The sequence below is a fragment of the Acidovorax sp. GW823-FHT01C06 genome (assembly GCF_058798375.1).
Map to the genome: position 1 here is coordinate 1 of NZ_JBXAKN010000012.1, position 22,438 is coordinate 22,438.

18 protein-coding genes are annotated in these 22,438 nt (G+C 67.6%); 10 read left to right on the forward strand and 8 right to left on the reverse strand.

Translation table 11 applies throughout. The annotated features are described in order from the left end of the window. The 3 genes from AC1RCS_RS21090 to AC1RCS_RS21100 form a co-directional block, all read right to left on the reverse strand. On the reverse strand, positions 1–2,015 hold a 2,015-nt coding region (locus AC1RCS_RS21090; protein WP_492245835.1), incomplete at its 3' end, for a PAS domain-containing protein. 162 nt (positions 2,016–2,177) lie between these two features. Beyond that, positions 2,178–5,105: an aconitate hydratase gene (locus AC1RCS_RS21095; protein WP_492245836.1), complete on the reverse strand. Its 2,928-nt coding sequence runs from the start codon at positions 5,103–5,105 to the stop codon at positions 2,178–2,180. 218 nt (positions 5,106–5,323) lie between these two features. Next, positions 5,324–5,731, reverse strand: coding sequence for a hypothetical protein (locus AC1RCS_RS21100; RefSeq protein WP_492261997.1), 408 nt, complete (start codon positions 5,729–5,731; stop codon positions 5,324–5,326). 121 nt (positions 5,732–5,852) lie between these two features. On the opposite strand from AC1RCS_RS21100, the gene AC1RCS_RS21105 reads away from it, so the two are divergent. Next, positions 5,853–6,734, forward strand: a complete 882-nt coding sequence (locus AC1RCS_RS21105; protein ID WP_218293648.1) for a helix-turn-helix domain-containing protein — start codon at positions 5,853–5,855, stop codon at positions 6,732–6,734. 257 nt (positions 6,735–6,991) lie between these two features. On the opposite strand, the gene AC1RCS_RS21110 is transcribed toward AC1RCS_RS21105, so the two are convergent. Both AC1RCS_RS21110 and AC1RCS_RS21115 read right to left on the reverse strand, forming a co-directional pair. Then, complete coding sequence (locus AC1RCS_RS21110) at positions 6,992–7,300, reverse strand: H-NS histone family protein (protein ID WP_218294417.1); 309 nt, start codon at positions 7,298–7,300, stop codon at positions 6,992–6,994. 157 nt (positions 7,301–7,457) lie between these two features. Beyond that, on the reverse strand, positions 7,458–8,765 hold the full coding sequence (locus tag AC1RCS_RS21115) for a hemolysin family protein (protein ID WP_492245837.1): 1,308 nt from the start codon (positions 8,763–8,765) through the stop codon (positions 7,458–7,460). A 24-nt stretch (positions 8,766–8,789) separates the two neighbouring features. Here AC1RCS_RS21115 and AC1RCS_RS21120 point away from each other — a divergent pair, with 24 nt between their 5' ends. Next, the gene (locus tag AC1RCS_RS21120; protein ID WP_492245838.1) at positions 8,790–9,632 is read left to right on the forward strand and encodes a symmetrical bis(5'-nucleosyl)-tetraphosphatase; all 843 of its coding nucleotides are present in this window, start codon (positions 8,790–8,792) and stop codon (positions 9,630–9,632) included. An 8-nt stretch (positions 9,633–9,640) separates the two neighbouring features. Here AC1RCS_RS21120 and AC1RCS_RS21125 read toward each other — a convergent pair whose 3' ends face one another. Both AC1RCS_RS21125 and AC1RCS_RS21130 read right to left on the reverse strand, forming a co-directional pair. Then, entirely contained in the window at positions 9,641–10,687 is a 1,047-nt protein-coding gene (locus tag AC1RCS_RS21125) for an FAD:protein FMN transferase (RefSeq protein WP_492245839.1), read from the reverse strand. Positions 10,688–10,698: 11 nt separating this feature from the next. Next, the gene (locus AC1RCS_RS21130) at positions 10,699–11,115 is read right to left on the reverse strand and encodes a c-type cytochrome (RefSeq protein WP_218293645.1); all 417 of its coding nucleotides are present in this window, start codon (positions 11,113–11,115) and stop codon (positions 10,699–10,701) included. Between the two features lie 231 nt (positions 11,116–11,346). On the opposite strand from AC1RCS_RS21130, the gene AC1RCS_RS21135 reads away from it, so the two are divergent. From AC1RCS_RS21135 to AC1RCS_RS21170, 8 genes are all read left to right on the forward strand, one after another. Continuing rightward, positions 11,347–11,703, forward strand: coding sequence for a hypothetical protein (locus AC1RCS_RS21135; protein ID WP_218293644.1), 357 nt, complete (start codon positions 11,347–11,349; stop codon positions 11,701–11,703). A gap of 23 nt (positions 11,704–11,726) precedes the next feature. Beyond that, positions 11,727–13,652, forward strand: coding sequence for a TAT-dependent nitrous-oxide reductase (gene nosZ, locus AC1RCS_RS21140; RefSeq protein ID WP_218341441.1), 1,926 nt, complete (start codon positions 11,727–11,729; stop codon positions 13,650–13,652). A 218-nt stretch (positions 13,653–13,870) separates the two neighbouring features. Beyond that, positions 13,871–16,492 carry a 4Fe-4S binding protein gene (locus tag AC1RCS_RS21145; protein WP_492245840.1) on the forward strand — a complete coding sequence of 874 codons (2,622 nt, stop codon included), beginning with the start codon at positions 13,871–13,873 and terminating at the stop codon, positions 16,490–16,492. Next, positions 16,492–17,778 carry a nitrous oxide reductase family maturation protein NosD gene (locus AC1RCS_RS21150; RefSeq protein WP_492245841.1) on the forward strand — a complete coding sequence of 429 codons (1,287 nt, stop codon included), beginning with the start codon at positions 16,492–16,494 and terminating at the stop codon, positions 17,776–17,778. Before AC1RCS_RS21145 ends, AC1RCS_RS21150 begins: the two co-directional genes overlap by 1 nt. Then, the gene (locus AC1RCS_RS21155) at positions 17,753–18,697 is read left to right on the forward strand and encodes an ABC transporter ATP-binding protein (RefSeq protein ID WP_492245842.1); all 945 of its coding nucleotides are present in this window, start codon (positions 17,753–17,755) and stop codon (positions 18,695–18,697) included. Before AC1RCS_RS21150 ends, AC1RCS_RS21155 begins: the two co-directional genes overlap by 26 nt. A gap of 2 nt (positions 18,698–18,699) precedes the next feature. Next, positions 18,700–19,515: an ABC transporter permease gene (locus AC1RCS_RS21160; RefSeq protein WP_057228618.1), complete on the forward strand. Its 816-nt coding sequence runs from the start codon at positions 18,700–18,702 to the stop codon at positions 19,513–19,515. Next, positions 19,512–20,093 (forward strand): nitrous oxide reductase accessory protein NosL, encoded by a 582-nt coding sequence (locus AC1RCS_RS21165; RefSeq protein ID WP_492245843.1) that lies wholly within the window; start codon positions 19,512–19,514, stop codon positions 20,091–20,093. Before AC1RCS_RS21160 ends, AC1RCS_RS21165 begins: the two co-directional genes overlap by 4 nt. Before the next feature lie 72 nt (positions 20,094–20,165). Further along, complete coding sequence (locus AC1RCS_RS21170) at positions 20,166–20,789, forward strand: nitrous oxide reductase accessory protein NosL (RefSeq protein WP_218294414.1); 624 nt, start codon at positions 20,166–20,168, stop codon at positions 20,787–20,789. 76 nt (positions 20,790–20,865) lie between these two features. Here AC1RCS_RS21170 and AC1RCS_RS21175 read toward each other — a convergent pair whose 3' ends face one another. Continuing rightward, on the reverse strand, positions 20,866–22,368 hold the full coding sequence (locus AC1RCS_RS21175; protein ID WP_218341446.1) for a DEAD/DEAH box helicase: 1,503 nt from the start codon (positions 22,366–22,368) through the stop codon (positions 20,866–20,868). Positions 22,369–22,438 lie beyond the last annotated feature (70 nt).

Sequence of the window (22,438 nt, forward strand, 5' to 3'; positions counted from 1 at the left end):
TTGGGCAGGCCCGTCAGCGCGTCGAAGAACGCCAGGCGCTCGATCTCCTGCTCCGCTCGCTTGCGGTCCGTGATGTCGCGGCACACGCCCAGCACGCCGGTCACGCGGCCGTGCAGGTCGCGGATGGGGGTCTTGATGGTCTCGAACTGGCCCTGGTAGCCATCCTCGGCGAAAGTGAGCGTTTCCTCGTACACCAGCGGCTGCCAGGCCTGCATGGCGCGCAGGTCGTAGTTGCGGAACCGCTCGGCCTCGGGCTGCGCCACCAGATCGAAATCGCTGCAACCCACGATCTGGCGCTCCGGCCGCCCGGCAAAGCGCTCGAACACGGGGTTGACCGACAGGTAGACACCCTGCGCGTCCTTGAGGAACACCATGTCGGGCATGGCGTTGACCACGCGCGCAAGGTGTGCCTTCTGGTGCGCAAGCTCTTCCTCGATGCGCTTGAGCTCGGTGAGGTCGTAGGCGAACAGCACCACGGCGGGCACGCCCTGGTCCGTCACGCTTTCGGGGGCGATGGTGGTGTGGTGGCACTGGGTGCCGCCGGGTCCGTCGATGCGGTTCTCGAACACCGCCGCCTCGCCCGCGAACGCCTTGTCGAAATGAGGCTGCATGCGCTGCATCACTTCGGGCTCCAGTACATCGCTCAGCAGTTGCCCCTGCAGCTGCGCGGGCTCGCGGTGCAGCCAGCGGGCCTGCTGTTCATTGACGTAGAGCACGCGCAGGTCGCGGTCCAGCCGTGCCACCCCGCCAGGCACCTGCCGCAGCATGTTGGCCATCAGGGCCTCGTGCGCGTGGGAGGCTTCCTCGGCCAGGTGGTGCGCGGTGATATCGGTCTGCACACCGTCCCACATCACCCGGCCATCGTCGAGCCGGCGCGGCGAGGCGCTCAGGTGCATCCAGCGCAGCTGGCCGTCCGGGCGGCGCATCCGGAAGACCTCTTCCACCGCCGCCATGTTCACGAAGGAGTTCTCCTGGGCCCGCAGCAGGCGCGCGCGGTCTTCCTCGAGGATCTGCCCGTACAGGACGCTGGGGTTGCGCACCACGTCCTCGACGCTGACCCCGTTGAGGCGGGCAATGGCCTCGCCCATGTGCACGAAGTGCGTGCGCCCGTCGTGCTCGCGCACCACCTGGTACAGCACGCTGTGGGGCAGGTTGCGCCCAAGCAGCGACAGGCGGCCCTGGCTTTCGCGCAGCAGCCGCTCGGCCTCCTGCACACGCGCAAACGGCTGGCGGATGCCCGCGTTGAACACCGCCTGGTACAGGAGCGCATAGGCCACGATGCGCCAGCCGTGGGCGAGCGGGCCGCCCACGGGAGAATGGCCGCCCAGCAGGCCCACCGAAAGTTCACCGCAGGCGAAGGCCGCCGCCGCCCAGGCGAAAACGCGCTCGCGCGCCTGCCCCCGGCGCACCGCATCGCGGTGCAGCAGCAGGGCCACCGCCGCCAGCACCAGCACGAGCCCGAACGCCAGGTACTGCCGCAAGGCTCCGCCCGCGGCCTGCGCAAACGATACGGGCAGCGGCCCCAGCGCCGTTCCCAGCAGCAGCAGCGCCATGCCGGCGGAGGCGGCCAGCCACGCCTTGGCAGGGCCCGCGGCGGTGAGGTGCACCGCCGTGAGCAGCAGGGTGAGCGTCTCCGCCACCCGGGCCCAGCTGCTGAGCCACAGCGAGATGCCGGCCGTGCCCGTGGGCATGTGGACCGAGGTCGAATGCGCCAGCACGCCGTGGAGAAAATTGCATGCCGCCGCCACGCCGAAACCCGCCACCAGCACGTTGGCACGGGTTTGCTCGGGGGCTTCGAGGGTGTGCAGCGATACCGACACCACCAGCAGCCCGAGCAGCACGGCCACCAGTTCCATGAAAGGCTCCAGGCCGTGCTGGGAACCCGCGCCATCGCCCATCATCTGCGCCAGCGGCACCATCACGGCCGCCAGCGCGGCCACCACCAGCACCACCGTGACGGCTGGTGTGTCCGTCAGCAGCGCGCGATAGGGCCTGAAGCGGGTGGAAGGGGGCATACGGGCGTGAGGCAGTGCGGGACTCTATTTCGACACAACGTCACAAGTGTATCGGCGAGTAAGCAGGCATTCACATTCTTTACGGTCTCCCTGGCACACGGCTGACTGGGCGCGCGGCCCCCGGGGCGCGGCGCCGCAGCGCCGGCCACCCCCGCATCATCTTCAGCCGGCCAGCAGCTGGCGCAGCACAAAGGGCAGGATGCCCCCCGCCTGGTAGTAGTCCACCTCGATCGGCGTGTCGATGCGCAGCGTGACCGTGACCTCCTGGCGCGAGCCGTCCGCGCGGCGGATGACGAGCTGCGCATCGCTTTGCGGGGTGAGCGCGGGGTCCGGCACCACATCGATCACCTCGCTGCCGGTGAGCCCCAGCGTCTCCCACGACTCGCCCGCCCGGAACTGCAGGGGCAGCACGCCCATGCCCACCAGGTTGGAGCGGTGGATGCGCTCGAAGCTGCGCGCCACCACGGCCTTGATGCCCAGCAGCTGCGTGCCCTTGGCCGCCCAGTCGCGGCTGGAGCCCGTGCCGTATTCCTCGCCGGCGAAGATGACCGTGGGGGTGCGCTGGGCGATGTACTGCATGGCGGCGTCGAAGATGAACATCTTCTCGCCCTGCAGCGCGCCCTCGTTCTGGAACACCGTGACGCCGCCCTCCTCGCGGGAGCCGTCGGCCGTGGGGGCAATCATGAGGTTCTTGATGCGCACGTTGGCGAAGGTGCCGCGCATCATCACGTCATGGTTGCCGCGCCGCGCGCCATAGCTGTTGAAGTCCTGCTTCATCACGCCGTGCTGCAGCAGCCACTGGCCCGCGGGCGAGCTTTCCTTGATGGAGCCTGCGGGCGAGATGTGGTCGGTGGTGATGGAGTCGCCGAACAGCGCCATGATGCGCGCACCCAGCACGGACGGAAGTTTTTCGTCATTTTGGCCGCCAGCGCTTGATGCATCTGCGCTGGCAGCTCCTTTTTCAAGAGCAAACTGGGCAAAAAACGGCGGCTCGGCGATGTAGGTGCTGGCGGGCCAGGTGTAGGCATTGCCGCCCACGCCCTTGATCTTTTCCCAGAGCTTGCCGGGGTCGGAGCCCACCTTGGCGTAGTTCTCGCGGAAGGCCTTGCCGTTCATCGCGAACTTCATCAGCTGGTGGATCTCGTCGCTGGTCGGCCAGATGTCGCCCAGGTAGACGTCGCGCCCGCCCTTGCCCTTGCCGACGGGCTCCGTCATCAGGTCCTTGAGCACCGTGCCCGCGATGGCGTAGGCCACCACCAGCGGCGGGCTGGCCAGGAAGTTGGCCTTGAGGTTGGGGTGGATGCGCGCCTCGAAGTTGCGGTTGCCCGAGAGCACGGCCGCGCACACGAGGTCGTTGCTGGTGATGGCCTCATTCAGCTCGGGCGTGAGGTCGCCCGCATTGCCGATGCAGGTCGTGCAGCCGTAGCCGGCGAGCGCGAAGCCCAGCTTTTCCAGGTAGGGCAGCAGGCCGGTCTGCGTGAGGTATTCAGTGACGATGCGCGAGCCGGGCGCCAGCGATGTCTTGATGTGCGGCTTGACCTTGAGCCCCGCCTCCACCGCCTTCTTGGCCAGCAGGCCCGCGGCCAGCAGCACGCTGGGGTTGCTGGTGTTGGTGCAGCTGGTGATGGCGGCGATCAGCACGTCGCCGTTGCCCAGGGTCACGTCGCCAGCGCGGCTGGCCTGCTGGGCGGGCACCTCGGCGTGCGCGGCGGCCAGGGTGGGCTTGTTGTGCTCCATCTCCACCACGAAGCGCGGCGCGCCCGAGGGCAGGGGCTTCTCGGCGGGTGCGCTCACCTCGGCCGGCGCGTCGGACGGGCGCACATGGTGGCGGGTGTGCAGCAGCTCGGCCGGGCGGTTGAAGCCGTTTTGCGCGATGGGCTTGCTGAACAGGTCGGCGAACTGGCTGCAGACCTTGCCCAGCTCGATGCGGTCCTGCGGGCGCTTGGGGCCCGCCAGGCTGGGCGTGACGTCGCCCAGGTTCAGCCGCACGACCTGCGAGTAGTCGATCTCGCCCGCCAGCGGCACGCCGAACAGGCCCTGGGCCTTGAAGTACGCCTCGAAGGCCTCGATCTCGCCCTTGGTGCGGCCCGTGCCCTGGAAGTAGTCGATGGTCTTTTCATCCACCGGGAAGAAGCCCATGGTGGCGCCGTACTCGGGCGCCATGTTCCCGATGGTGGCGCGATCGGGCAGCGACAGCGTGCGCGTGCCCTCGCCAAAGAACTCCACGAACTTGCCCACCACCTTGTGCTGGCGCAGGATCTCGGTCACCGTGAGCACGAGGTCGGTGGCCGTCACGCCCTCGCGCAGCTGGCCCGTGAGCTCGAAGCCCACCACGTCGGGCGTGAGGAAGTACACCGGCTGGCCCAGCATGGCGGCCTCGGCCTCGATGCCGCCCACGCCCCAGCCCACCACGCCGATGCCGTTGATCATGGTGGTATGGCTGTCGGTGCCCACCAGGGTGTCGGGGTAGTAGACGCCGTCCTTGCGCTTGTGCACGCCGCGCGCCAGGTATTCGAGGTTCACCTGGTGCACGATGCCAAAGCCCGGAGGCACCACGCCGAAGGTGTCGAACGCCTGCATGCCCCATTTCATGAACTCGTAGCGCTCGCGGTTGCGCTGGAACTCGAGCTTCATGTTCAGGTCGAGCGAATTCTTCTTGCCGTAGTGGTCGATCATGATCGAGTGGTCCACCACCAGGTCCACGGGCACCAGCGGCTCGATCTTCTTGGGGTTCTTGCCCAGCTTCACGGCCACGCTGCGCATGGCGGCCAGGTCGGCCAGCAGCGGCACGCCGGTGAAGTCCTGCAGCACCACGCGCGAGACCACAAAGGGAATCTCGTCCTTGCGGTCTGCCTTGGGCACCCAGTGGGCCAACTCCTTGACATGCTCGGCGGTCACCTTGCGGCCATCGCAGTTGCGCAGCACCGATTCGAGCACGATGCGAATCGACACGGGCAGGCGGTGGATCTGGGGAAACTGCCGGGCCAGCGCGGGCAGGGAGTAGAACTGGCCCTCCTTGCCGGACGCTGTCCTGAAACTCTTGAGGGTGTTGGCAAACGCGTGACGGGCGGGCTTGGGCGATGAGGCCATGGCGAACTCCTGTGAAAGGCAACAAGGCCTATTCTGGCAGTCCTGCGTGACGGTGCAATCGTGGGGCTATGCGGGCCGCCGGGCCCCGGTGCCGGTGCGGCGCAGGCCGGTGCTCCGGCCCACGCCGCCGCCGCATGGAAGATGAATCAAGAATGCCCCTGGCGCTTGTGCGACAAGCGCCAGATGCTATTAATTCAAGAGCAAACGATGGATGCCCATCAAGCGGCGGCCCATGCGGGCAGGCGGCGCACGCCCATCCACTGCAGTTCGGCCAGCAGGGCGACGGACACCACGTGCACCAGCAGATAGGCCTGGCCCAGCAGGGTGGGCGCGGCCGCGGAGCCCAGCAGCAGCGCCAGGCTGGCCAGCGCCCAGGCGAAGTTGCCAACGATCAGCACCCACAGCCAGCCACGGGGCATGGGCTCGGACCGCGCGATGGCGGTGGCCAGGGCGGCGTAGCCCAGCAGCAGCACGCCCGAGGCCTGCAGCAGCCCCGGCGCGAGACCCAGCCACCCGGCCAGCGGCGCCGTCAGCAGCAGGTGCAGGGCACCGAGCAGCACACCGGTGGAGGCATCGAACCAGACCACGGCGCGCAGGAATCGGGGGGAAGACATCAGGTTGAACATGGAAGACTCCTTGGTGGGTAAAAAAATGAAGAACAGGCCTGCATCGTTCCCGTCCCGGTGCACCGCGTCGATGACCTGGCAGGTAATGGCCTGCACGCTCTTTCCCCCTAGGATGTGGCCCATGACCTCCACATCCCCCCCTTCGCACCGCCCTGTGCGCCCCAGCCTGCCGCACCGCGCGGCGCCGCCGGGGCCCGCATCGTTTGGCGACCATCTGCGCACCTGGCGCCAGCAGCGGCACCTGAGCCAGCTGGAACTGGCCGACGAGGCCGACATCTCCACGCGGCATGTGAGCTTCATGGAAACCGGACGCACCAACCCGAGCCGCGACATGGTGCTGCGCCTGTGCGAACGGCTGGCCATCCCGCTGCGCGAGCGCAATGCCCTGCTCGTGGCGGCCGGCTACGCGCCGATGTACCGTGAGCGCGCACTGGACGACCCCGCCCTCGCGGCTGCGCGCCAGGCCGTCGAGCTGGTGCTCAAGGGGCACGAACCCTGCCCCGCCATCGCGCTCGACCGCTGCTGGAACGTGGTGGCGGCGAACCAGGCTGCCCAGGCCCTGCTGGCCTCGCACGTGAGCCCGGAACTGCTCGCGCCCCCGATCAACGTGTTTCGCCTGAGCCTGCATCCCCAGGGCCTGGCCCCCCGCATCGCCAATCTGCCGCAATGGCGGGCCCACCTGTTTGAACGCCTGCGCCAGCAAATACAGGCCACCGCCGACCCGGCGCTGATCGCCCTGCAGGCCGAGTTACAGGAATATCCCGCGCCGCAGGCACCGGGCGCGCCGGTTCTGGCGGGTGAAATGCTGGGCGTGGTAATGCCGTTCTGCTTTGAAAGCGTGCACGGAATGCTCTCGCTCATCAGCACGACCACGATATTTGGCACCCCGGTGGACGTGACCCTGCAGGAACTGGCCGTGGAATCATTCTTTCCGGCCGACGATTTCACGGCGGAGGTTTTGCGCAAGGTGGCCTCGCAACCACATCCGCAGGAACCCGCGTGATACCAATGGGCTCGAAGGGCCTTCAGCGGCCGCGAGCCCATAAAAATCCCTACCCCGCCGCCGCCGCCCCAAGAGGCCCCGGGGTACCCGGACTCATTCGCTGAATGCACGAAGTAAATGGCGCATAAAAAAAGCCCGCGGGTGCGGGCTTTATTTTCTGTGCGATGGCTGTGCAGCCATGCCGCACCGGGCCTTCAGGCGAATCAGGCCATCCGATATGCCTGAAGAATTCCTGGCGGCATCGGTTTGCCGCCTTTTTAAATGGCAAACTTCTCGCGGCTCTCGTTTTGAATCCACTTGGGCGCCTTGCCACGGCCCGTCCAGGTTTCGCCCGTGGCGGGATTGCGGTACTTGGGAGCCACCTTGGTGCCAGCGGTGGAGCTGCGCCCCGTGGCCTTGCCAGCGGCCTTGCCCGCGGGAAACACGTCCTGGGCGGTCAAGCCATATTCGGCCACCAGGGAACGAACCTGGGACACCGCGTCCGACAATTCACGCCGGCGGGCCTCGCTGATTTGTTGCTCAAGGGCTTCGCGCTGCTTCAACAGTTCTTTATAGCTGGTGGTCATGGTGTCAGGGTTCAGGGTGGAGGAAAGTGTGACGGATGAATTATATGAATAATCTGCCGCCTTTGCCATCCGCCCCTTCAAATTCATGGAATTTCCATATTACCTGCCATGCCCATAATGAATGGCACCCGGCGGCGGGGTATTGGTGCCGGGCCTTTCAGAGACTGGAGGCGGCCGGTGGCTCCGGCTGCGCCAATACCTTGTCGATGCGCTTGCCGTCGAGCTCGAGCACTTCAAATATCCATCCGGCGCAGCCGATTCTCTCGCCAATGGCAGGCAAATGTCCGGTTTCCGCCATCAAAAGGCCGGCCAAGGTGTTATAGCGCCCCCGCCCTTCACCGGGTAAATCCCGAATATCCAGCCGCGCCTTGAGCTCGGCCACCGGCACCAGGCCGTCGAGCAGCCAGGTGCCATCGCCCCGCGCGGTGGCCCATGCGTCCGTGGCCGCGCCCGGCTGCAATTCGCCGGTAATGGCTTCGAGTAAATCGCGCGGGGTCATGATGCCCTGCACCACGCCATATTCATCGACCACAAACACCATGCGCCCCGAGCGCGCGCGAAACTGCTCCAGCAGCTCCATGCCGCTCAGCGTTTCCGGAAGGAAAGCCGCGGGCTGCGCATGGCGCTCGAGCAGCCCCTGCGCCTGCGGGCCGAGTTCGAGAAGGCGCGCCACGCTCAGGAGCCCCACCACCTCATCCAGCGAGCCCCGGCACACCGGATACCAGGAATGCGCTCCCTGCTCCCCGCCGCTGCCGGCCATGCGCAACCCCTCGGCCACCGTCAGTCCGGCGTCCAGCCAGGCCACGTCGCTGCGGGGCACCATGAGCGAGGTGAGCGGCCGGTCATCGAGCCGGAACACGTTGCGCACCATCTGGTGCTCATGGTGCTCGATCACCCCGGCATCGCGGCCCTCTTCCAGGCTGGCCACGATCTCCTCCTCGGTGACGGCGCGCCCCGCCGCGTTGTCCACGCGCATCAGCGCCAGCACGCCCTGCGTCGAGAGCGAGAGCAGCCGCACGAATGGCTTGGCCACCTTCGCCACCCAGGCCATGGGGCGCGCGACCACCCGGGACACGGTTTCCGGATAAAGCTGGCCGATGCGCTTGGGCACCAGCTCGCCAAACACGATGGTGATGAAGGTGATGACCGTCACCACCAGCGCGGTGGCCGCGATGCCGGCGGGGCGGGCGGGCATTCCGGCCTCCTGCAGCCAGATACCCAGGCCGTCGCTGAAGGCCGCCTCGCCAATGATGCCGTTGAGCATGCCGATGGACGTGATGCCCACCTGGACGGACGAGAGGAACTGCGTGGGGTTGTCCAGCAGCGCCAGGGCCGCCTGCGCGCCCTTGTCACCGGCCTCGGCCATGGCGGCCAGGCGCGACTTGCGGCTGGACGCCAGGGCGAGTTCAGACATCGCGAACACGCCATTGAGCAAGGTCAGCAGCGCGATCAGCAGAAAATCCATGCTTCACCGGATAAGAAACACACCATGGCACTTTACTGTATCGGCGACATCCAGGGCTGCGACGCCGCACTGGGCCGCCTGCTGGACACCATCGGCTTTTCTGCCAGCCGCGACACCGTCTACCTGCTGGGCGACCTCGTCAACCGGGGGCCGGACTCCGCCGCGGTCCTGCGCCGCTGCATGGCCCAGGGCGACGCCCTGCGCTGCCTGCTGGGCAACCACGACCTGCACCTGCTGGCCGCCGCACACGGCGCGCGCAAGCCCTCGCGGCGCGACACGCTGGGCACGGTGCTGGACGCCCCCGACCGCGCGGCGCTGCTTGACTGGGTGCGCCAGCAGCCACTGGCCCGTGCCCACACGCATGCCGGGCAGGCGCTGCTGATGGTGCACGCGGGCGTGCTGCCCGTCTGGTCTGCCGCAGATACCCTGGGACACGCGGATGAAGTGCACGCGGTATTGCGCGGCCCCGATCTGCCCGGTTTTTTGCACGCGATGTACGGCAACACCCCCGACCAGTGGCGGGACGACCTGACAGGCGCTGACCGCCTGCGCGTGATCGTGAACGCGCTCACCCGGCTGCGCTTTTGCTCGGCCGACGGCGTGATGGATTTCGAAAGCACCGAAAGCGCGGATGCCGCACCGCCCGGCCTGATGCCCTGGTTCGACGTGCCGGGCCGGCGCACCGCGGGCACGCTGGTGGCCTTCGGCCACTGGTCCACGCTGGGCTGGCTCCACCGCAACGATCTGCTGGGGCTGGACACGGGCTGCGTGTGGGGCGGCTGCCTGAGCGCCGTGCGCTTTGGCGCGACGCTGGCGGAGCGCGAACTGCTGCAGGTGCACTGCGAGCAGGCCCAGGCCCCGGGCTGAATGCACCCTCAGGACGGCACGGGCTCCAGCAGGGCCGACATGGCCGCCGACTGCCAGACCCCGCCGTCCTGCCCGGCGATCAGCACGGCCAGCCCCGGCATGCGCTGCGCCAGTGCCCTGCCCGCCTGCGGGCCCCGCACCATCAGCGCGGCGCCCAGGCCGTTGACGGCCGCCACATCCCGCGCCACCAGGCTCACGCCATGCACGCCCGATGACGGGCGGCCGGTGCGCGGATTGAGCACATGGTGCTGGCGCCGGCCTTCGTGGAAGAAGAAACGTTCATAGTCGCCCGACGAGGCCACCACACCGGTGCCCGCCACGGCCACCACGCCCAGCAGATGCTCCGGGGAACGCGGGTCGCGCAGCCCCACGCGCCAGGGCCGGCCCTGCCACAACCCCTGGGTCAGCACATCGCCGCCGCCGTTGATCATGGCGTTCTCGACCCCCTCGGAGCGCAGCATGTTCATGCCGGCTTCCAGGATCGGGAGCTTGGCGATGCCGCCCAGGTCCAGCGCCATGCCCTGACGGGCCAGGAAGGCCGTGCCTGCGGCCCCATCCAGCACCAGGCCGCGCGCATCCACCAGCGGCAGCTGCCGCGCGATCTCGCTGGCGCCGGGCACCACCTTGTCGCCGGGACCAAAGTTCCAGGATTTGAAAGCCCCCACGGTCACATCAAAGGCCCCACGGCTCATCGCCGACACGCGCTGCGCGCCCTGCAGCACCGCCATGACTTCGGGTGGCACCGCCACGGGCATGATGCCCGCCGCGAGGTTGATGCGGCTGACCACGCTGCGGGGCTGGTAGCGGCTCATGAGCGCCTCCAGCCTCTGCATCTCCGCATAGGCCCGGTCCATGGCCTGGCGCAGCAGCGCGCGGTCAACGCCCTCCACCGCCATGTCCACCTGCGTGCCCATCAGGGGCCGCGAGCTGCGTTCAGACAACCCCCGTCCACCTGCGGCCGCTCCCGCACTCCAGACCGCGCCGCCCAGCAAGGGCAGCGCCATCACCAGGCGGCGGCGCGACAGGCCGTGGGGGCGCACAGATGCTTGCTGCATGGCGCCTCCGGTCAGAGCGACTTGTCGGCCATGAAGTCCACGGCGGCCTTGACCTCGGCATCGGTCAGGTTGGCGGAGCCCCCCTTGGCGGGCATCATGCCCTTGGCCCCGGTAAAGCCCTCGATCGCATGCTTGTACAGCGTGTCCTTGCCCTGGGCGATGCGCGGGCCCCAGTCGGCCTTGTCGCCCGGCTTGGGGGCACCGGCCACGCCAGCGGCATGGCACATGGCGCAGGTCTTGCCAAACACGCTCTTGCCCAGTTCGTTCTCTGCGGCGGCCGGGGCGGCAGGGGCCGCCGCGGGCGCGGGGGCCGGTGCCGCCGTGGCAGCGGGGGCCGCGGCCGGGGCGGGCTCCGGCTTCTTGTCGCCACAGCCGGCCAGCAGTGCAGCCAGGATCGCCACGGCGACCATCACGGTTTTCTTTTGCATCGCATACATCCTGTTCTTCGTCATTGAAACAACCAGTCCAAAGAGCCCGTGGCCCCGCGCGAAACGCGTCCACGGTGCAACCTGAAAGCAGCCCTGCGGGCCATGCCCGCGCCCTCTTCAGGCTGGCGTATTGACTGTAGGTGCAAGAGGCAGTTTTGGGCAGGTGCGGGCCCCGCCGAAGCATGATCCAGATCAAATTGATTCATATTATGTGAATCTATTATCCAGGCCATGCAAGATCACCACGCCCTCCGATCACTGCGCCTGTGGGTGCTGGCGTGGTTCGTCATGGCGCTCGGTGCCGCGGTGGCCTCGCCCATGCTGCAGCCACAGGCCGTCGAACTCATCTGCGCGGGCAGTGGCGGCGCCCAGCTTTTCCTGCGGACCGCCGACGGGCTGGTCTCCACCGACTCCGCCGGCATGCAATGCCCGCTGTGCCTGGCCGCCGACGCGCCGCCCGTGGCACCCGCCGCCGCACAGGCCTTCACGGCCCCGCCCGATGGCACGCCCCGCGCGCCCCTGCGCCGCTGCATGGCCGCCAGCGCACGGACCCACCCGCCCGCCCGGGCGCCCCCCTTTTTCAACTGAGCCATCCCAAAAGAGGAAAAACCATGAACGAGAGAAAAGACAGTCCGCAACCCGCCGCCGGCATGGGCCGACGCAGCTTCATCAACACGGCGGCCCTGGTCGGATTGACCGCCGGCGTCGCCGCCTGCACCGAAAAGCCCAATGCGGCCACCCCCGCGGCACCCGCTCCGGCCGCGTCCGCGGCAGGCCATGCCGGCACCGGCGCGAACCCGCACCTGAAGCCGGGCGAGCTGGACACTTACTACGGCCTGTGGAGCGGTGGCCACACCGGCGACATGCGCGTGCTGGGCCTGCCCTCGGGCCGCGAGATCACACGCATCCCCTGCTTCGTGCCCGACGCGCTCGTGGGCTGGGGCGTGACCAACGAGAGCAAGAAGATCATGGGCACCAAGCCCGATGGCAGCCTCAAGTACACGGTGGCCGACACCCACCACACGCACGCCTCGTACAAGGACGGCAACTACGACGGCCGCTACGCCTGGATCAACGACAAGATCAACAGCCGCATCGCGCGCATCCGCCTTGACTATTTCATCTGCGACAAGATCACCGAGCTGCCCAACGTGCAGGGCTTCCACGGCATCTTCCCGGACAAGGCCGACCCGGTGGACCCGGCCATCAACTACACCACGCGCGTGTTCTGCGGCGGTGAATTCGCCATTCCCATGCCCAACACCGGCACGGAAGATTCGAGCAAGTACCGCTCCATGTTCAGCTGCGTCGATGCAGAAACGATGGAAGTGCGCTGGCAAGTGCTGATCGACGGCAACTGCGACCTGGTCGCCACGTCGTACGACGGCAAGCTCGCGGCCACCAACCAGTACAACGTGGAGATGGGCGCGAAGTACGAGGACATGATGGCCGCCGAACGCGACGCCTGCCTGTTCTTCAACGTGGGCCGCATCGAGGCCGCCGTGAAGGCTGGCAAGTTCAAGACCATCGGCACCAGCAAGGTGCCCGTGGTGGACGGCACCCACGAGGCGAACAAGGACCCCAAGACGGCGCTTACCGCGTACGTGTCGGTGCCCAAGAACCCGCACGGCGTGAACGCCAGCCCCGATGGCAAGTACTTCATCTGCGCGGGCAAGCTCTCGCCCACCGGCACCGTGATCGAGCTGGCCAAGGTGCTCGACTACTTCGACGGCAAGCTCGAAAAGCTGGACTCCGCCATCGTGGCCGAGGTGGAGCTGGGCCTGGGTCCGCTGCACACCGCCTTCGACGGCCGTGGCAATGCCTACACCACGCTCTTCCTGGACAGCCAGGTCGTGAAGTGGAACGTGGAGGCCGCCATCAAGTTCCACGCGGGCGACAAGACCGCCAAGTACGTGGTGGACCGCCTCGATGTGCAATACCAGCCGGGCCACTTGAACGCCTCGCAGTCCGAGACCAAGGCCGCCGACGGCAAGTTCCTGGCCGTGGGCTGCAAGTTCTCCAAGGACCGCTTCCTGCCCGTGGGCCCGCTGCACCCCGAGAACGAGCAGCTCATCGACATCTCGGGCGAGAAGATGGTGCTGATGGCCGACCACCCCGTGCGCGGCGAGCCGCACGACTTCATCATCTTCAAGCGCGACCTGGTGCGCCCCAAGCAGGTCTACACGCTCGACGAGTTCCCGCTGGCCGTCAAGGACCCCAAGGAGTCCGGCGTGTTCCGCAACGGCAAGAAGGTCACCGTGAAGATGACTTCGCAAGCCCCGGCCTTCAGCCTGCGCGAGTTCAAGCTCAAGAAGGGTGACGAGGTCACGCTGATCCTGACCAACCTGGACAAGATCGAAGACCTGACGCACGGCTTCGCGATCCCGAACTACAACGTGAACTTCATCGTGAACCCGCTGGAGACCGCGTCCGTGTCCTTCGTGGCCGACAAGCCCGGTGTGTTCTGGTGCTACTGCACGCACTTCTGCCATGCACTCCACCTGGAGATGCGCACGCGGATGATTGTGGAAGCATAGCCAGGCGGCATCCCCCTGAGGCGCTGCGCGCCTTCCCCCTTCTCTCTGCGCGCTTCGCGCTCCGGGAAGGGGGACGATGCACTCGCTGCGGGGCGGCCCTTGCTCTGCATCCCTGGTCTGGGGGCGCGCCAGTTGCGTCGATGGCGCCCCATTTTTATGTCAAATGTTGCTCTATCGCTTTATCAATAAGCGCTAGCAGCTATCAAAAAGATAGTCCCATGATTTCCCTTCGTCGGCAGTTCGCCACGCTTCTTCTGGTCTTGTTGGCAGCACTTTGGCTGGCGCCGCGCGCGCATGCTGCGGCAGGCGCCTACGAGGCCGAGCTGCCTGCGGAACTCGCTACCGCGCGCGACATGTGCGCGCTGGTGCCGTGCAAGGACGTGTTTCCCGGCGCCAGTCATTTTTCTGAACGCAAGGGCCAGCCGCCCTATGTGGAGGCCTACGACAACAACAGTGCCCAGAAAAAGCTGCTGGGCTATGTGATGCTGTCCACCGACATCACGGACACCCCCGCCTACTCGGGCAAGCCCGTGGTCACGCTGATCGGCATGGACAAGGAGGGCCGCTTCGTGGGCGTGAAGGTGCTCAAGCATTCCGAGCCCATCCTGCTGCTGGGCATCCCTGAATCTGCGCTGCTCAAGTTCAACGCCCAGTACCTGGGCAAGTCGGTGGCCGACAAGATCGAGGTGGGCCAGTCGCGCCCCGATGAAAACGTGCTGGGCCTCGACGCCATCTCCGGCGCCACCGTCACCGTGATCGCGCAGAACCAGGTCATGATGGCCTCGGGCTCGGCCGTGGCGCGGCAGGTGGGCATCCTCGCGCCCACGGTGCGCGAGCCGGCCCGCTATGCGGAAACCGGCAAACGCCTGAGCTGGGCCGAGCTGGTGCAGCAAGGCACCGTACAGCGCCTGCGGGTGGCGCCCGAACAAGTGGGCCTGGACAAGGGCCCCGAGCCCTTCATCGAGCTGTGGTTTGGCGACCTGAACCACCCCGACATTGGCAAGAGCCTGCTGGGCGAGAACGGCTGGAACAACCTGCGCCTGCAGCTCAAGGAGGGCGAACACGCCTTCTTCATCATCCGCACCGGCGGCAAGGAATCGTTCAAGGGCTCGGGCTTCGTGCGCGGCGGCATCTACGACCGCGTGCAGGTGCGCCAGGGGGCGGATTCGTTCACATTCCGCGACCTGGACGCGCTCAACCTGTACGGCATCGAGGCCGCAGGCGCGCCCAGCTACAACGAGTCGGTCATTTTCATCATCCGCTCACCCGCGTTCTCGGCCGCCTACCCGTGGAAGCTGAGCTTTCTGGGCAACCGCGTGGACCGCGCCACGGGCGCGCGCAGCTTCACCAGCTTCGACACGCCCTACTGGCTGCCCGCCGCCATGCTGCAAGACGGGCGCCCCACCCTCGACGAGCCCGACGCCCCCTGGGTGCGCGTGTGGAAGTCGCGCGCGGTCGAGATCGCGCTGTTCGCCGTGCTGCTGGTCGCCGTGACCGTGGTGTATGCCCTGCGCGAGAAGCTCACGCGCCTGTCCACCCACAAGAACAAGTGGCCCGTCAACGCCTTCAAGTACAGCTTCTGGGCCCTCAGCATTGGCTGGATCGGCTTTGGCGCCATGGCGCAGCCCTCCATCACGCAGGTGCTGACCTGGTTCCATTCGCTGCTGTTCCAGTGGACCTGGTCGCTGTTCCTGTCCGACCCGTTCATCTTCCTGTTCTGGATCTTCATCATCGTCACGGTGTTCCTGTTCGGGCGCGGGTTGTTCTGCGGTTGGATGTGCCCGTTTGGCTCGCTGCAGGAGGGCATCTACAAGATCGCGCGCGCGGTGGGCCTCAAGCGCTTTCAGACCCAGCTGCCGCCAAAGTGGCACGACCGGCTCAAGTGGATCAAGTACGCGGTGTTCTTCGGGTTGCTAGTGGTTTCGATGTTCTCGATGGGACTGGCCGAAAAGCTGGCCGAGGTGGAGCCGTTCAAGACCACCTTCCTCGTCGGTGTGCTGAACCGCGCCTGGCCCTACAGCCTGTTTGTGGCGGCCATCCTGGGCGTTTCGATCTTCATCGAGCGGCCCTACTGCAAATACATCTGCCCACTGGGCGCCTCGCTGGCCATGCCCAGCACGTTCCGCTGGTTTGGCCTCAAGCGCAAGCAGGACTGCAACCGCTGCAAGGCCTGCGCCGTGGGCTGCGGTGCACAGGCCATCGACACCGATGGCCGCATCGACCACCGCGAATGCCTGCACTGCCTGGACTGCATGATTCTCTACACCGATACCAAGGGCTGCCCGCCCCTGGCCAAGGAACGCAAGCGCCGCGAGAAAGATGGTCTGGAAATCACGCCCATCGGCAAGAACGGCTATTTCATCCCGATCCACCCAGCCACGGTGCAGGACCAGATCTCGGCCAAGGCCGCCCAGGGGCCCGACCCACGCATGCCTACAACGCCTGCACACCCCGCCCACAAGGCTGGAAGCCAAGGCCTGCGCTGGATCTGGCTGGAGCTGGTGGACCACCTGTGGCCCTGGAGCCGCGAAGGCTGGGCCTCGCGGCGCGCGCTGCAGATCGCGGGCTTCTCGCTCGCCGTGGCCGCCAGCGTGGCCTGGGTGATGACAGCCCTGGGCACGTTGTCTTCGGGCGCCATCATCGGCTGGTGGTTTGGCTGGAGCGTGTACGAGGTGCTGATCCGCCTGTCGGGCAAGCGCTATGTGAAGGACGGCCCGTGGTGGCGCGACCAGTACCGCCGGGCGGGCGTGATGGACATGTTGAGCTACGTGGGCTTCAAGAACCTGCTGATCGGCGCGGCGCTTTTCCTGGCCATCAAGGCCGTGGTGGGATTGGCGTGATGAAGCCCCCCCTTGCTGCCACCGCATTCGCCGCATGCGTGGCGCTGGCTGCGTGCCTGCTGGCCCTGCCCGCCCACGCCGCCACCGTGTTGGTGCGCCCCGGCCAGGACCTGCAGGCCGCCATCACGGCCGCGGCGCCGGGCGACACGGTGGAGGTGCAGCGGGGCTTCTACCGCGTGAACCTGCGCATCGACAAGGCCGTGACCCTGCGCGGCATCGACCGCCCCACGCTCACCGGCGGCCAGACGGGGGACACCATCCGCGTCACCGCGCCCGACGTGGTGATCGAAGGCCTGATCGTGCGCGACTCGGGCACCAGCCTCAAGGACCAGAACGCGGGCATCTACATCTACCCCGGTGCACACCGCGCCGTGGTGCGCCACAACGACCTCACCTACAACCTGTTCGGCCTGTGGATCGAGAAGGCCAATGACGTGCAGGTGCTGCACAACACCATCACCGGCCTGCGCGATGTGAACTCGTCGCAGCGCGGCAACGGCGTACAGCTGTACAACACCACGGGCGCACGCATCGAGGGCAATCACATCAGCTTCGTGCGCGACGCGCTGTATGTGGACGTGTCGCACCACGCGGTGTTTCGCGGAAACCGGCTGCACCACAGCCGCTACGGCACGCACTACATGAACTCCTACTACAACCTGTGGGAGGACAACGATACCTACCTCAACCGTGGCGGCCTGGCGCTGATGGAGGTACGCGACCAGGTGGTGCGCAACAACCGCGCGTGGGGCAACAGCGACCACGGCATCATGCTGCGCACCCTGCAGGACTCGGTGATCGAGAACAACGTGGTGGCCGAAAACGCCCGGGGCTTCTTCATCTACGACGTGGAGTACATCACCCTGCGCGGCAACCTGGTGACCCGCAACACGGTGGGCGTGCACCTGTCGGCCGGCTCCAAAAACAACAAGGTCGAAGGCAACGACTTCATCGGCAACCGCGAGCAGGTGCGCTATGTGGGCGCCCGCGACGAGCGCTGGGGCACCGAGGGCGGCAACCACTGGAGCAACTACCTCGGCTGGGACCGCGACGGCAACGGCGTGGGCGACGTGCCTTACGAGGCCAACGACATGGTGGACCGCCTGACCTGGCGCCACCCCGCCATCAAGCTGCTGCTGGCCAGCCCTGCCGTGCAGGCGCTGCGCCTGGTGGGCCAGCAGTTTCCGGTGCTGCGCGTGCCCACCGTGGTGGACCCAAAACCCCGCATGCAACCGAACCAACCTCAACGGAATTTTCAGCGTGACACGCAACCCTCCCCCCATTGACCTGAGCGAGCCCCCCGCCATCGAGGTGCGGGGCGCGCACAAGCACTACGGCGCACTGCACGCCGTGGACGGCATCGACCTGCGCATCGCGCGCGGCGAGATCTTTGGCCTCATCGGCCACAACGGCGCGGGCAAGAGCACGCTGTTCAAGATGATCCTGGGCCTCACGCCCGCCACCTCGGGCGAGATCCGGGTGGGCGGCGCCACGGTGCAGGGCCGCGACTTTCGCGCCGCCCGCCGCCACCTGGGCTACCTGCCCGAGAACGTGGTGCTCTACGACAACCTGAACGGGCTGGAGACGCTGCGTTTCTTCGCCCGCCTCAAGGGTGCGCCCCTCGCGCAATGCCCCGCGCTGCTGGAACGCGTGGGCCTGGCCCATGCGGGCAACCGCGCCGTGCGCGAATACTCCAAGGGCATGCGCCAGCGCCTGGGGTTTGCACAGGCCCTGCTGGGCGAGCCCCGGGTGCTGCTGCTCGACGAGCCCACCAACGGCCTGGACCCGCAGGCCATCCGCGACTTCTACGCCACGCTGCGCGGGCTGCAGGCGGGTGGCGTGACCATCGTCATCACCTCGCACATCCTGGCCGAACTGCAGGAGCGCGTGGACCGCCTGGCCATCCTGGCCTCCGGCAAGCTGCAGGCCCTGGGCAGCGTGCAGGCGCTGCGCGAGCAGGCGCACATGCCGCTGACCATCCACCTCACGCTGGCCGCGGCCGACCGGCCTGCCGCGCTGGGACTGCTCGCTGCCGTGCCCGGCGTCACCGGGACGGAAACGCCGGAAGGCCTGCACGTGGACTGCCCGCGCGGCAGCAAGATGGCCGTGCTGGGTGCGCTGGCCCCGCTGGGCTCCGCGCTGCAGGACCTGCAGATCCAGGAGCCCTCGCTGGAGGATGTGTACTTCGACCTGCGCAAGGGCTAGCCATGGAATTCCAACAAATCTTCACCATCGCGGGCAAGGAGTTCCGCGACCGCATGCGCAACCGCTGGGTGCTGGCCGTGGCACTGGTGTTCACCGTGTTCTCGCTGGCCATCGCCTACTTTGGCGGCGCGCAGCAGGGCACGGTGGGCTTTCGTTCCATCGAATTCACCATCGCCAGCCTTGTCAGCCTGGTCATCTACCTCATCCCGCTGATCGCGCTGCTGCTGGGCTTCGACGCCATCGTGGGCGAGCGCGAGCGCGGCTCGCTCGACCTGCTGCTGTCATTGCCCATCACGCGGCTGGAGCTGCTGCTGGGCAAGTACCTGGGGCTGGCGGCGGCGCTCACGCTCTCGACGCTGGCGGGGTTCGGTCTGGTGGCGGTGCTGCTGGTGCGGCAGTTCAGCGGGGCTGCGCTGTTCCACTACGGCGGCTTCATGCTCAGCTCGGTGCTGCTGGGGCTGGCGTTCCTGAGCATGGCGGTGCTGCTCTCGGTGCTCACGCACGAGCGCACACGCGCCTCGGGCCTGGCGATTGCCGCCTGGTTCTTTTTTGTGCTGGTGTTCGACCTGCTGCTGCTGGGCGCCCTGGTGGCCACGGGCGGCAGCGTCGGCGGCGAGGCCATGGCCTATTTGCTGCTGCTGAACCCGGCCGACGTTTTCCGCATCCTCAACGTGTTCTCGCTCGACGACGTGCGCACCCTGTACGGCCTGACCAGCATCGTGCCCCCTGCCTTGGCCAAGCCATGGCTGATGGGCGCGGTGATGGCGGGCTGGATCGTGGTGCCCCTGGGCCTGGCGAGCTGGAGATTCAAGCCATGACGAAAAAATCCCACAACCAATACCAATGCGCCTGCGCCACACGGCGCCAACTGCTGGGCTGGGCGGCCCTCGCATCGCTGGGCACGCTCACCGGCCTCACGGGCCTGACCGGCTGCAGCCCGGCGGACAACAGCGCGCAGTCCCTGCAGCCCGTGGAGATCGACCGCACCACCAGTTGCGAACTCGACGGCATGCTGCTCGCCGACTACCCTGGCCCCAAGGCGCAGGTGCGTTTCGCGGGGCAGGACAGGCCATCCTTCTTCTGCGACACGGTGGAGCTTTTCAGCACCCTGCTGGCCGGCGAGCAGGTGCGCGCCGTGCAGGCCGTGTATGTGCAGGACATGGGCCAGGCCGACTGGAATGCCCCGCAGGGCCACTGGATCGACGGCAAGACCGCCCTCTACGTGGTGGGCGGCAAGCGCCACGGCTCCATGGGCCCCACCATCGGCAGCTTCGCGCAAGAGGCCGACGCGAAGAAGTTCGCCGCCGAATACGGCGGCAAGGTGCTGCGCTTTGCCGAGATCACGCCCGCCATGGTGGACCTGAGCGGCGGGGCACTGCACGACACGCGGATGTAGGCGATGCAGCCCCCCACGCCCCCACGGCCGGCCCCCTCGGCCCAAGCCCCGTCCCGCGCGCCCACGCGGCGCATGGCGCTGGCGGCGGTGCTGCTGGGCGCCGCCAGCCTGGGGGCCTGGCAATGGCCCCCGAGGTGGCGCCGCGCCCCGGCGGCAGCCGCCGATGCCGCGATGGTGGGCGACGATGTGTGCGTGGTGGCCCCGACGACGCCGTACGACCCCGCGCTGGGCCAGCCGCCACAGGCCGCCCGCGAAGTGCCCCCCGAGGCACGCTGCCCCGTGTGCGGCATGTTCCCGGCCCGCGCCCGCGACTGGGCGGCGCAGGTCATTTTTGCGGACGGGGACGCCCAGTTCCTGGATTCGCCCCTGAGCCTGATGATGTACCTGGGCAACGTGGGCCACTATGCGCGTGGGCGCACGGCGCAGGCCATCGTGGCCCGCTACGTCACCGATGCGGACACCGGCGCGTGGCTGGATGCCCGGCAGGCGCTGTATGTCCATGGATCTTCCGCGCGAGGGCCCATGCGCGCGGGCAACCTGCCGGCCTTTGCCGACGCTGCCGCGGCGCAGCACTTTGCGCAGCGGCGTGGTGGGCGGGTCTTGGGGTTCAGCGCCATCGACGCGGCGCTGCTGCGGTCATTGGCCCCGGGCAGGCGGCAGGACCACGCCGTCCATGCAGGCCCACCGCAGCCGTAGCCACGATCTCAATGCACTATCAAAAATAGAGCATCCAGCGCTTGCTCATCAAGCGCCAGCGGCCAATTTCACCCAATTATTGTGCCGACGTCTCGGTCTGCGGCTGAACTGCCTTGAACAGCGCGGCCACCTTGCGCTTGGGCTTGATGTTGGCCGACACGCTGCTGCGCGGCGCCGACTTGGCGGCTTCCCAGGCAGGGGCCGCATCGGCGGCGGTGCTGGCCTCGTACGGTTTCTCGAAGAAGGGATCGCGCGAAGCGACCGCAGGACGGAAGCCCCGGTGCTGCTCGCGTGTCTCGCGGGATTCGCGGCCGCCACGGTGCTCGCGCTCACGCTCGCGGCGGGGGCCCGCCGAGATCGCATCGCGCCCGTCGCCCGTCTCGCCCGCTTCGCGCCAGGCGCGGCGGCCGTCGTTGATGCGGCCACGCGGCTGGTCTTCCTCGTATTCGATGGCTTCGAGTTCGATCTTTTTCTTGATCAGCTTCTCGATATCGGCCACCAGGCGGGCATCGCTGCCCGACACCAGCGTGACCGCCAGGCCCGAGGCGCCCGCACGGCCCGTGCGGCCAATGCGGTGCACGTAGTCTTCGGCGTTGAACGGCACGTCGAAGTTGAACACCGCCGGCACGTCCTTGATGTCGAGGCCGCGGGCGGCCACGTCGGTGCACACCAGCAGGTCCACTTCACCCTTCTTGAACGCTTCCAGGGCCTTCAGGCGCTCGTCCTGGCTCTTGTCGCCGTGCAGCGCGGCCGTCTTGAGGCCTTCGCGCTCCAGGCTGCGCGCCAGGCGGGCACAGCCGAGCTTGCTGTTCACGAAGATGAAGGCCTGCTTCAAGCCCCGGGTCTTGAGGACCTGGTGGATGGCACGGCGCTTGTCGTCGTCGTTGGCGCTGTAGAAGCGCTGCTCCACCGTGGAGGCCGTCTCGTTCGGGCGGGCCACCTCGATGGTGACGGGGTTCTGCAGGTAGCTGCCGGCCAGGCGCTTGATCTCGGGCGAGAACGTGGCGCTGAACAAGAGCGTGGTGCGCTGCTTGGGCAGGTAGGACAGGATGCGCTGCAGGTCGGGCAGGAAGCCGATGTCCAGCATGCGGTCGGCCTCATCGAGCACCACGTACTCGACCTGGTTGAGCACCGCGTTCTTGGCCTCGATGTGGTCGAGCAGTCGGCCCGGCGTGGCCACCAGCACTTCGACGCCCTTCTTGAGCTCGATGGTCTGCGGCTTCATGTCCATGCCGCCGAACACCACGGTGCTGCGCAGCTTGGTGTACTTGGCGTACAGCGCGATCTGCTGGGCGACCTGGTCGGCCAGCTCCCGCGTGGGCAGCAGCACCAGCGCACGCACGGGGTGGCGGGCGGGAGAGGTGGAACTGCTCTCGTGCTTGAGCAGGCGTTGCAGCAGGGGCAGCGAGAACGCCGCCGTCTTGCCGGTGCCGGTCTGGGCCGCGCCCATCACGTCCTGGCCGGTGAGCACCACCGGAATGGCCTGCGCCTGGATGGGCGTCATGGACTCGTAGCCCATTTCGGCCACGGCGCGCGCCAGCGGCTCGGCCAGCGATAGATTGGAAAAGGAACTTGTCATTTAGCCCTCTATTGTCGCACCGGTGGCCCAAAATGCCATTTTTAGCGTTTTGGCGGCACGTCGGCAGCCG

Coding starts and splice junctions, on each gene's coding strand:
- AC1RCS_RS21175 (WP_218341446.1), bottom strand. CDS start 22,368: ATGACAAGTTCCTTTTCCAATCTATCGCTGGCCGAGCCGCTGGCGCGC.
- AC1RCS_RS21120 (WP_492245838.1), top strand. CDS start 8,790: ATGGCACTTTACTGTATCGGCGACATCCAGGGCTGCGACGCCGCACTG.
- AC1RCS_RS21170 (WP_218294414.1), top strand. CDS start 20,166: ATGGCGCTGGCGGCGGTGCTGCTGGGCGCCGCCAGCCTGGGGGCCTGG.
- AC1RCS_RS21115 (WP_492245837.1), bottom strand. CDS start 8,765: ATGGATTTTCTGCTGATCGCGCTGCTGACCTTGCTCAATGGCGTGTTC.
- AC1RCS_RS21135 (WP_218293644.1), top strand. CDS start 11,347: ATGCAAGATCACCACGCCCTCCGATCACTGCGCCTGTGGGTGCTGGCG.
- AC1RCS_RS21105 (WP_218293648.1), top strand. CDS start 5,853: ATGACCTCCACATCCCCCCCTTCGCACCGCCCTGTGCGCCCCAGCCTG.
- AC1RCS_RS21160 (WP_057228618.1), top strand. CDS start 18,700: ATGGAATTCCAACAAATCTTCACCATCGCGGGCAAGGAGTTCCGCGAC.
- AC1RCS_RS21095 (WP_492245836.1), bottom strand. CDS start 5,105: ATGGCCTCATCGCCCAAGCCCGCCCGTCACGCGTTTGCCAACACCCTC.
- nosZ (WP_218341441.1), top strand. CDS start 11,727: ATGAACGAGAGAAAAGACAGTCCGCAACCCGCCGCCGGCATGGGCCGA.
- AC1RCS_RS21125 (WP_492245839.1), bottom strand. CDS start 10,687: ATGCAGCAAGCATCTGTGCGCCCCCACGGCCTGTCGCGCCGCCGCCTG.
- AC1RCS_RS21145 (WP_492245840.1), top strand. CDS start 13,871: ATGATTTCCCTTCGTCGGCAGTTCGCCACGCTTCTTCTGGTCTTGTTG.
- AC1RCS_RS21110 (WP_218294417.1), bottom strand. CDS start 7,300: ATGACCACCAGCTATAAAGAACTGTTGAAGCAGCGCGAAGCCCTTGAG.
- AC1RCS_RS21165 (WP_492245843.1), top strand. CDS start 19,512: ATGACGAAAAAATCCCACAACCAATACCAATGCGCCTGCGCCACACGG.
- AC1RCS_RS21100 (WP_492261997.1), bottom strand. CDS start 5,731: ATGTTCAACCTGATGTCTTCCCCCCGATTCCTGCGCGCCGTGGTCTGG.
- AC1RCS_RS21150 (WP_492245841.1), top strand. CDS start 16,492: ATGAAGCCCCCCCTTGCTGCCACCGCATTCGCCGCATGCGTGGCGCTG.
- AC1RCS_RS21130 (WP_218293645.1), bottom strand. CDS start 11,115: ATGCAAAAGAAAACCGTGATGGTCGCCGTGGCGATCCTGGCTGCACTG.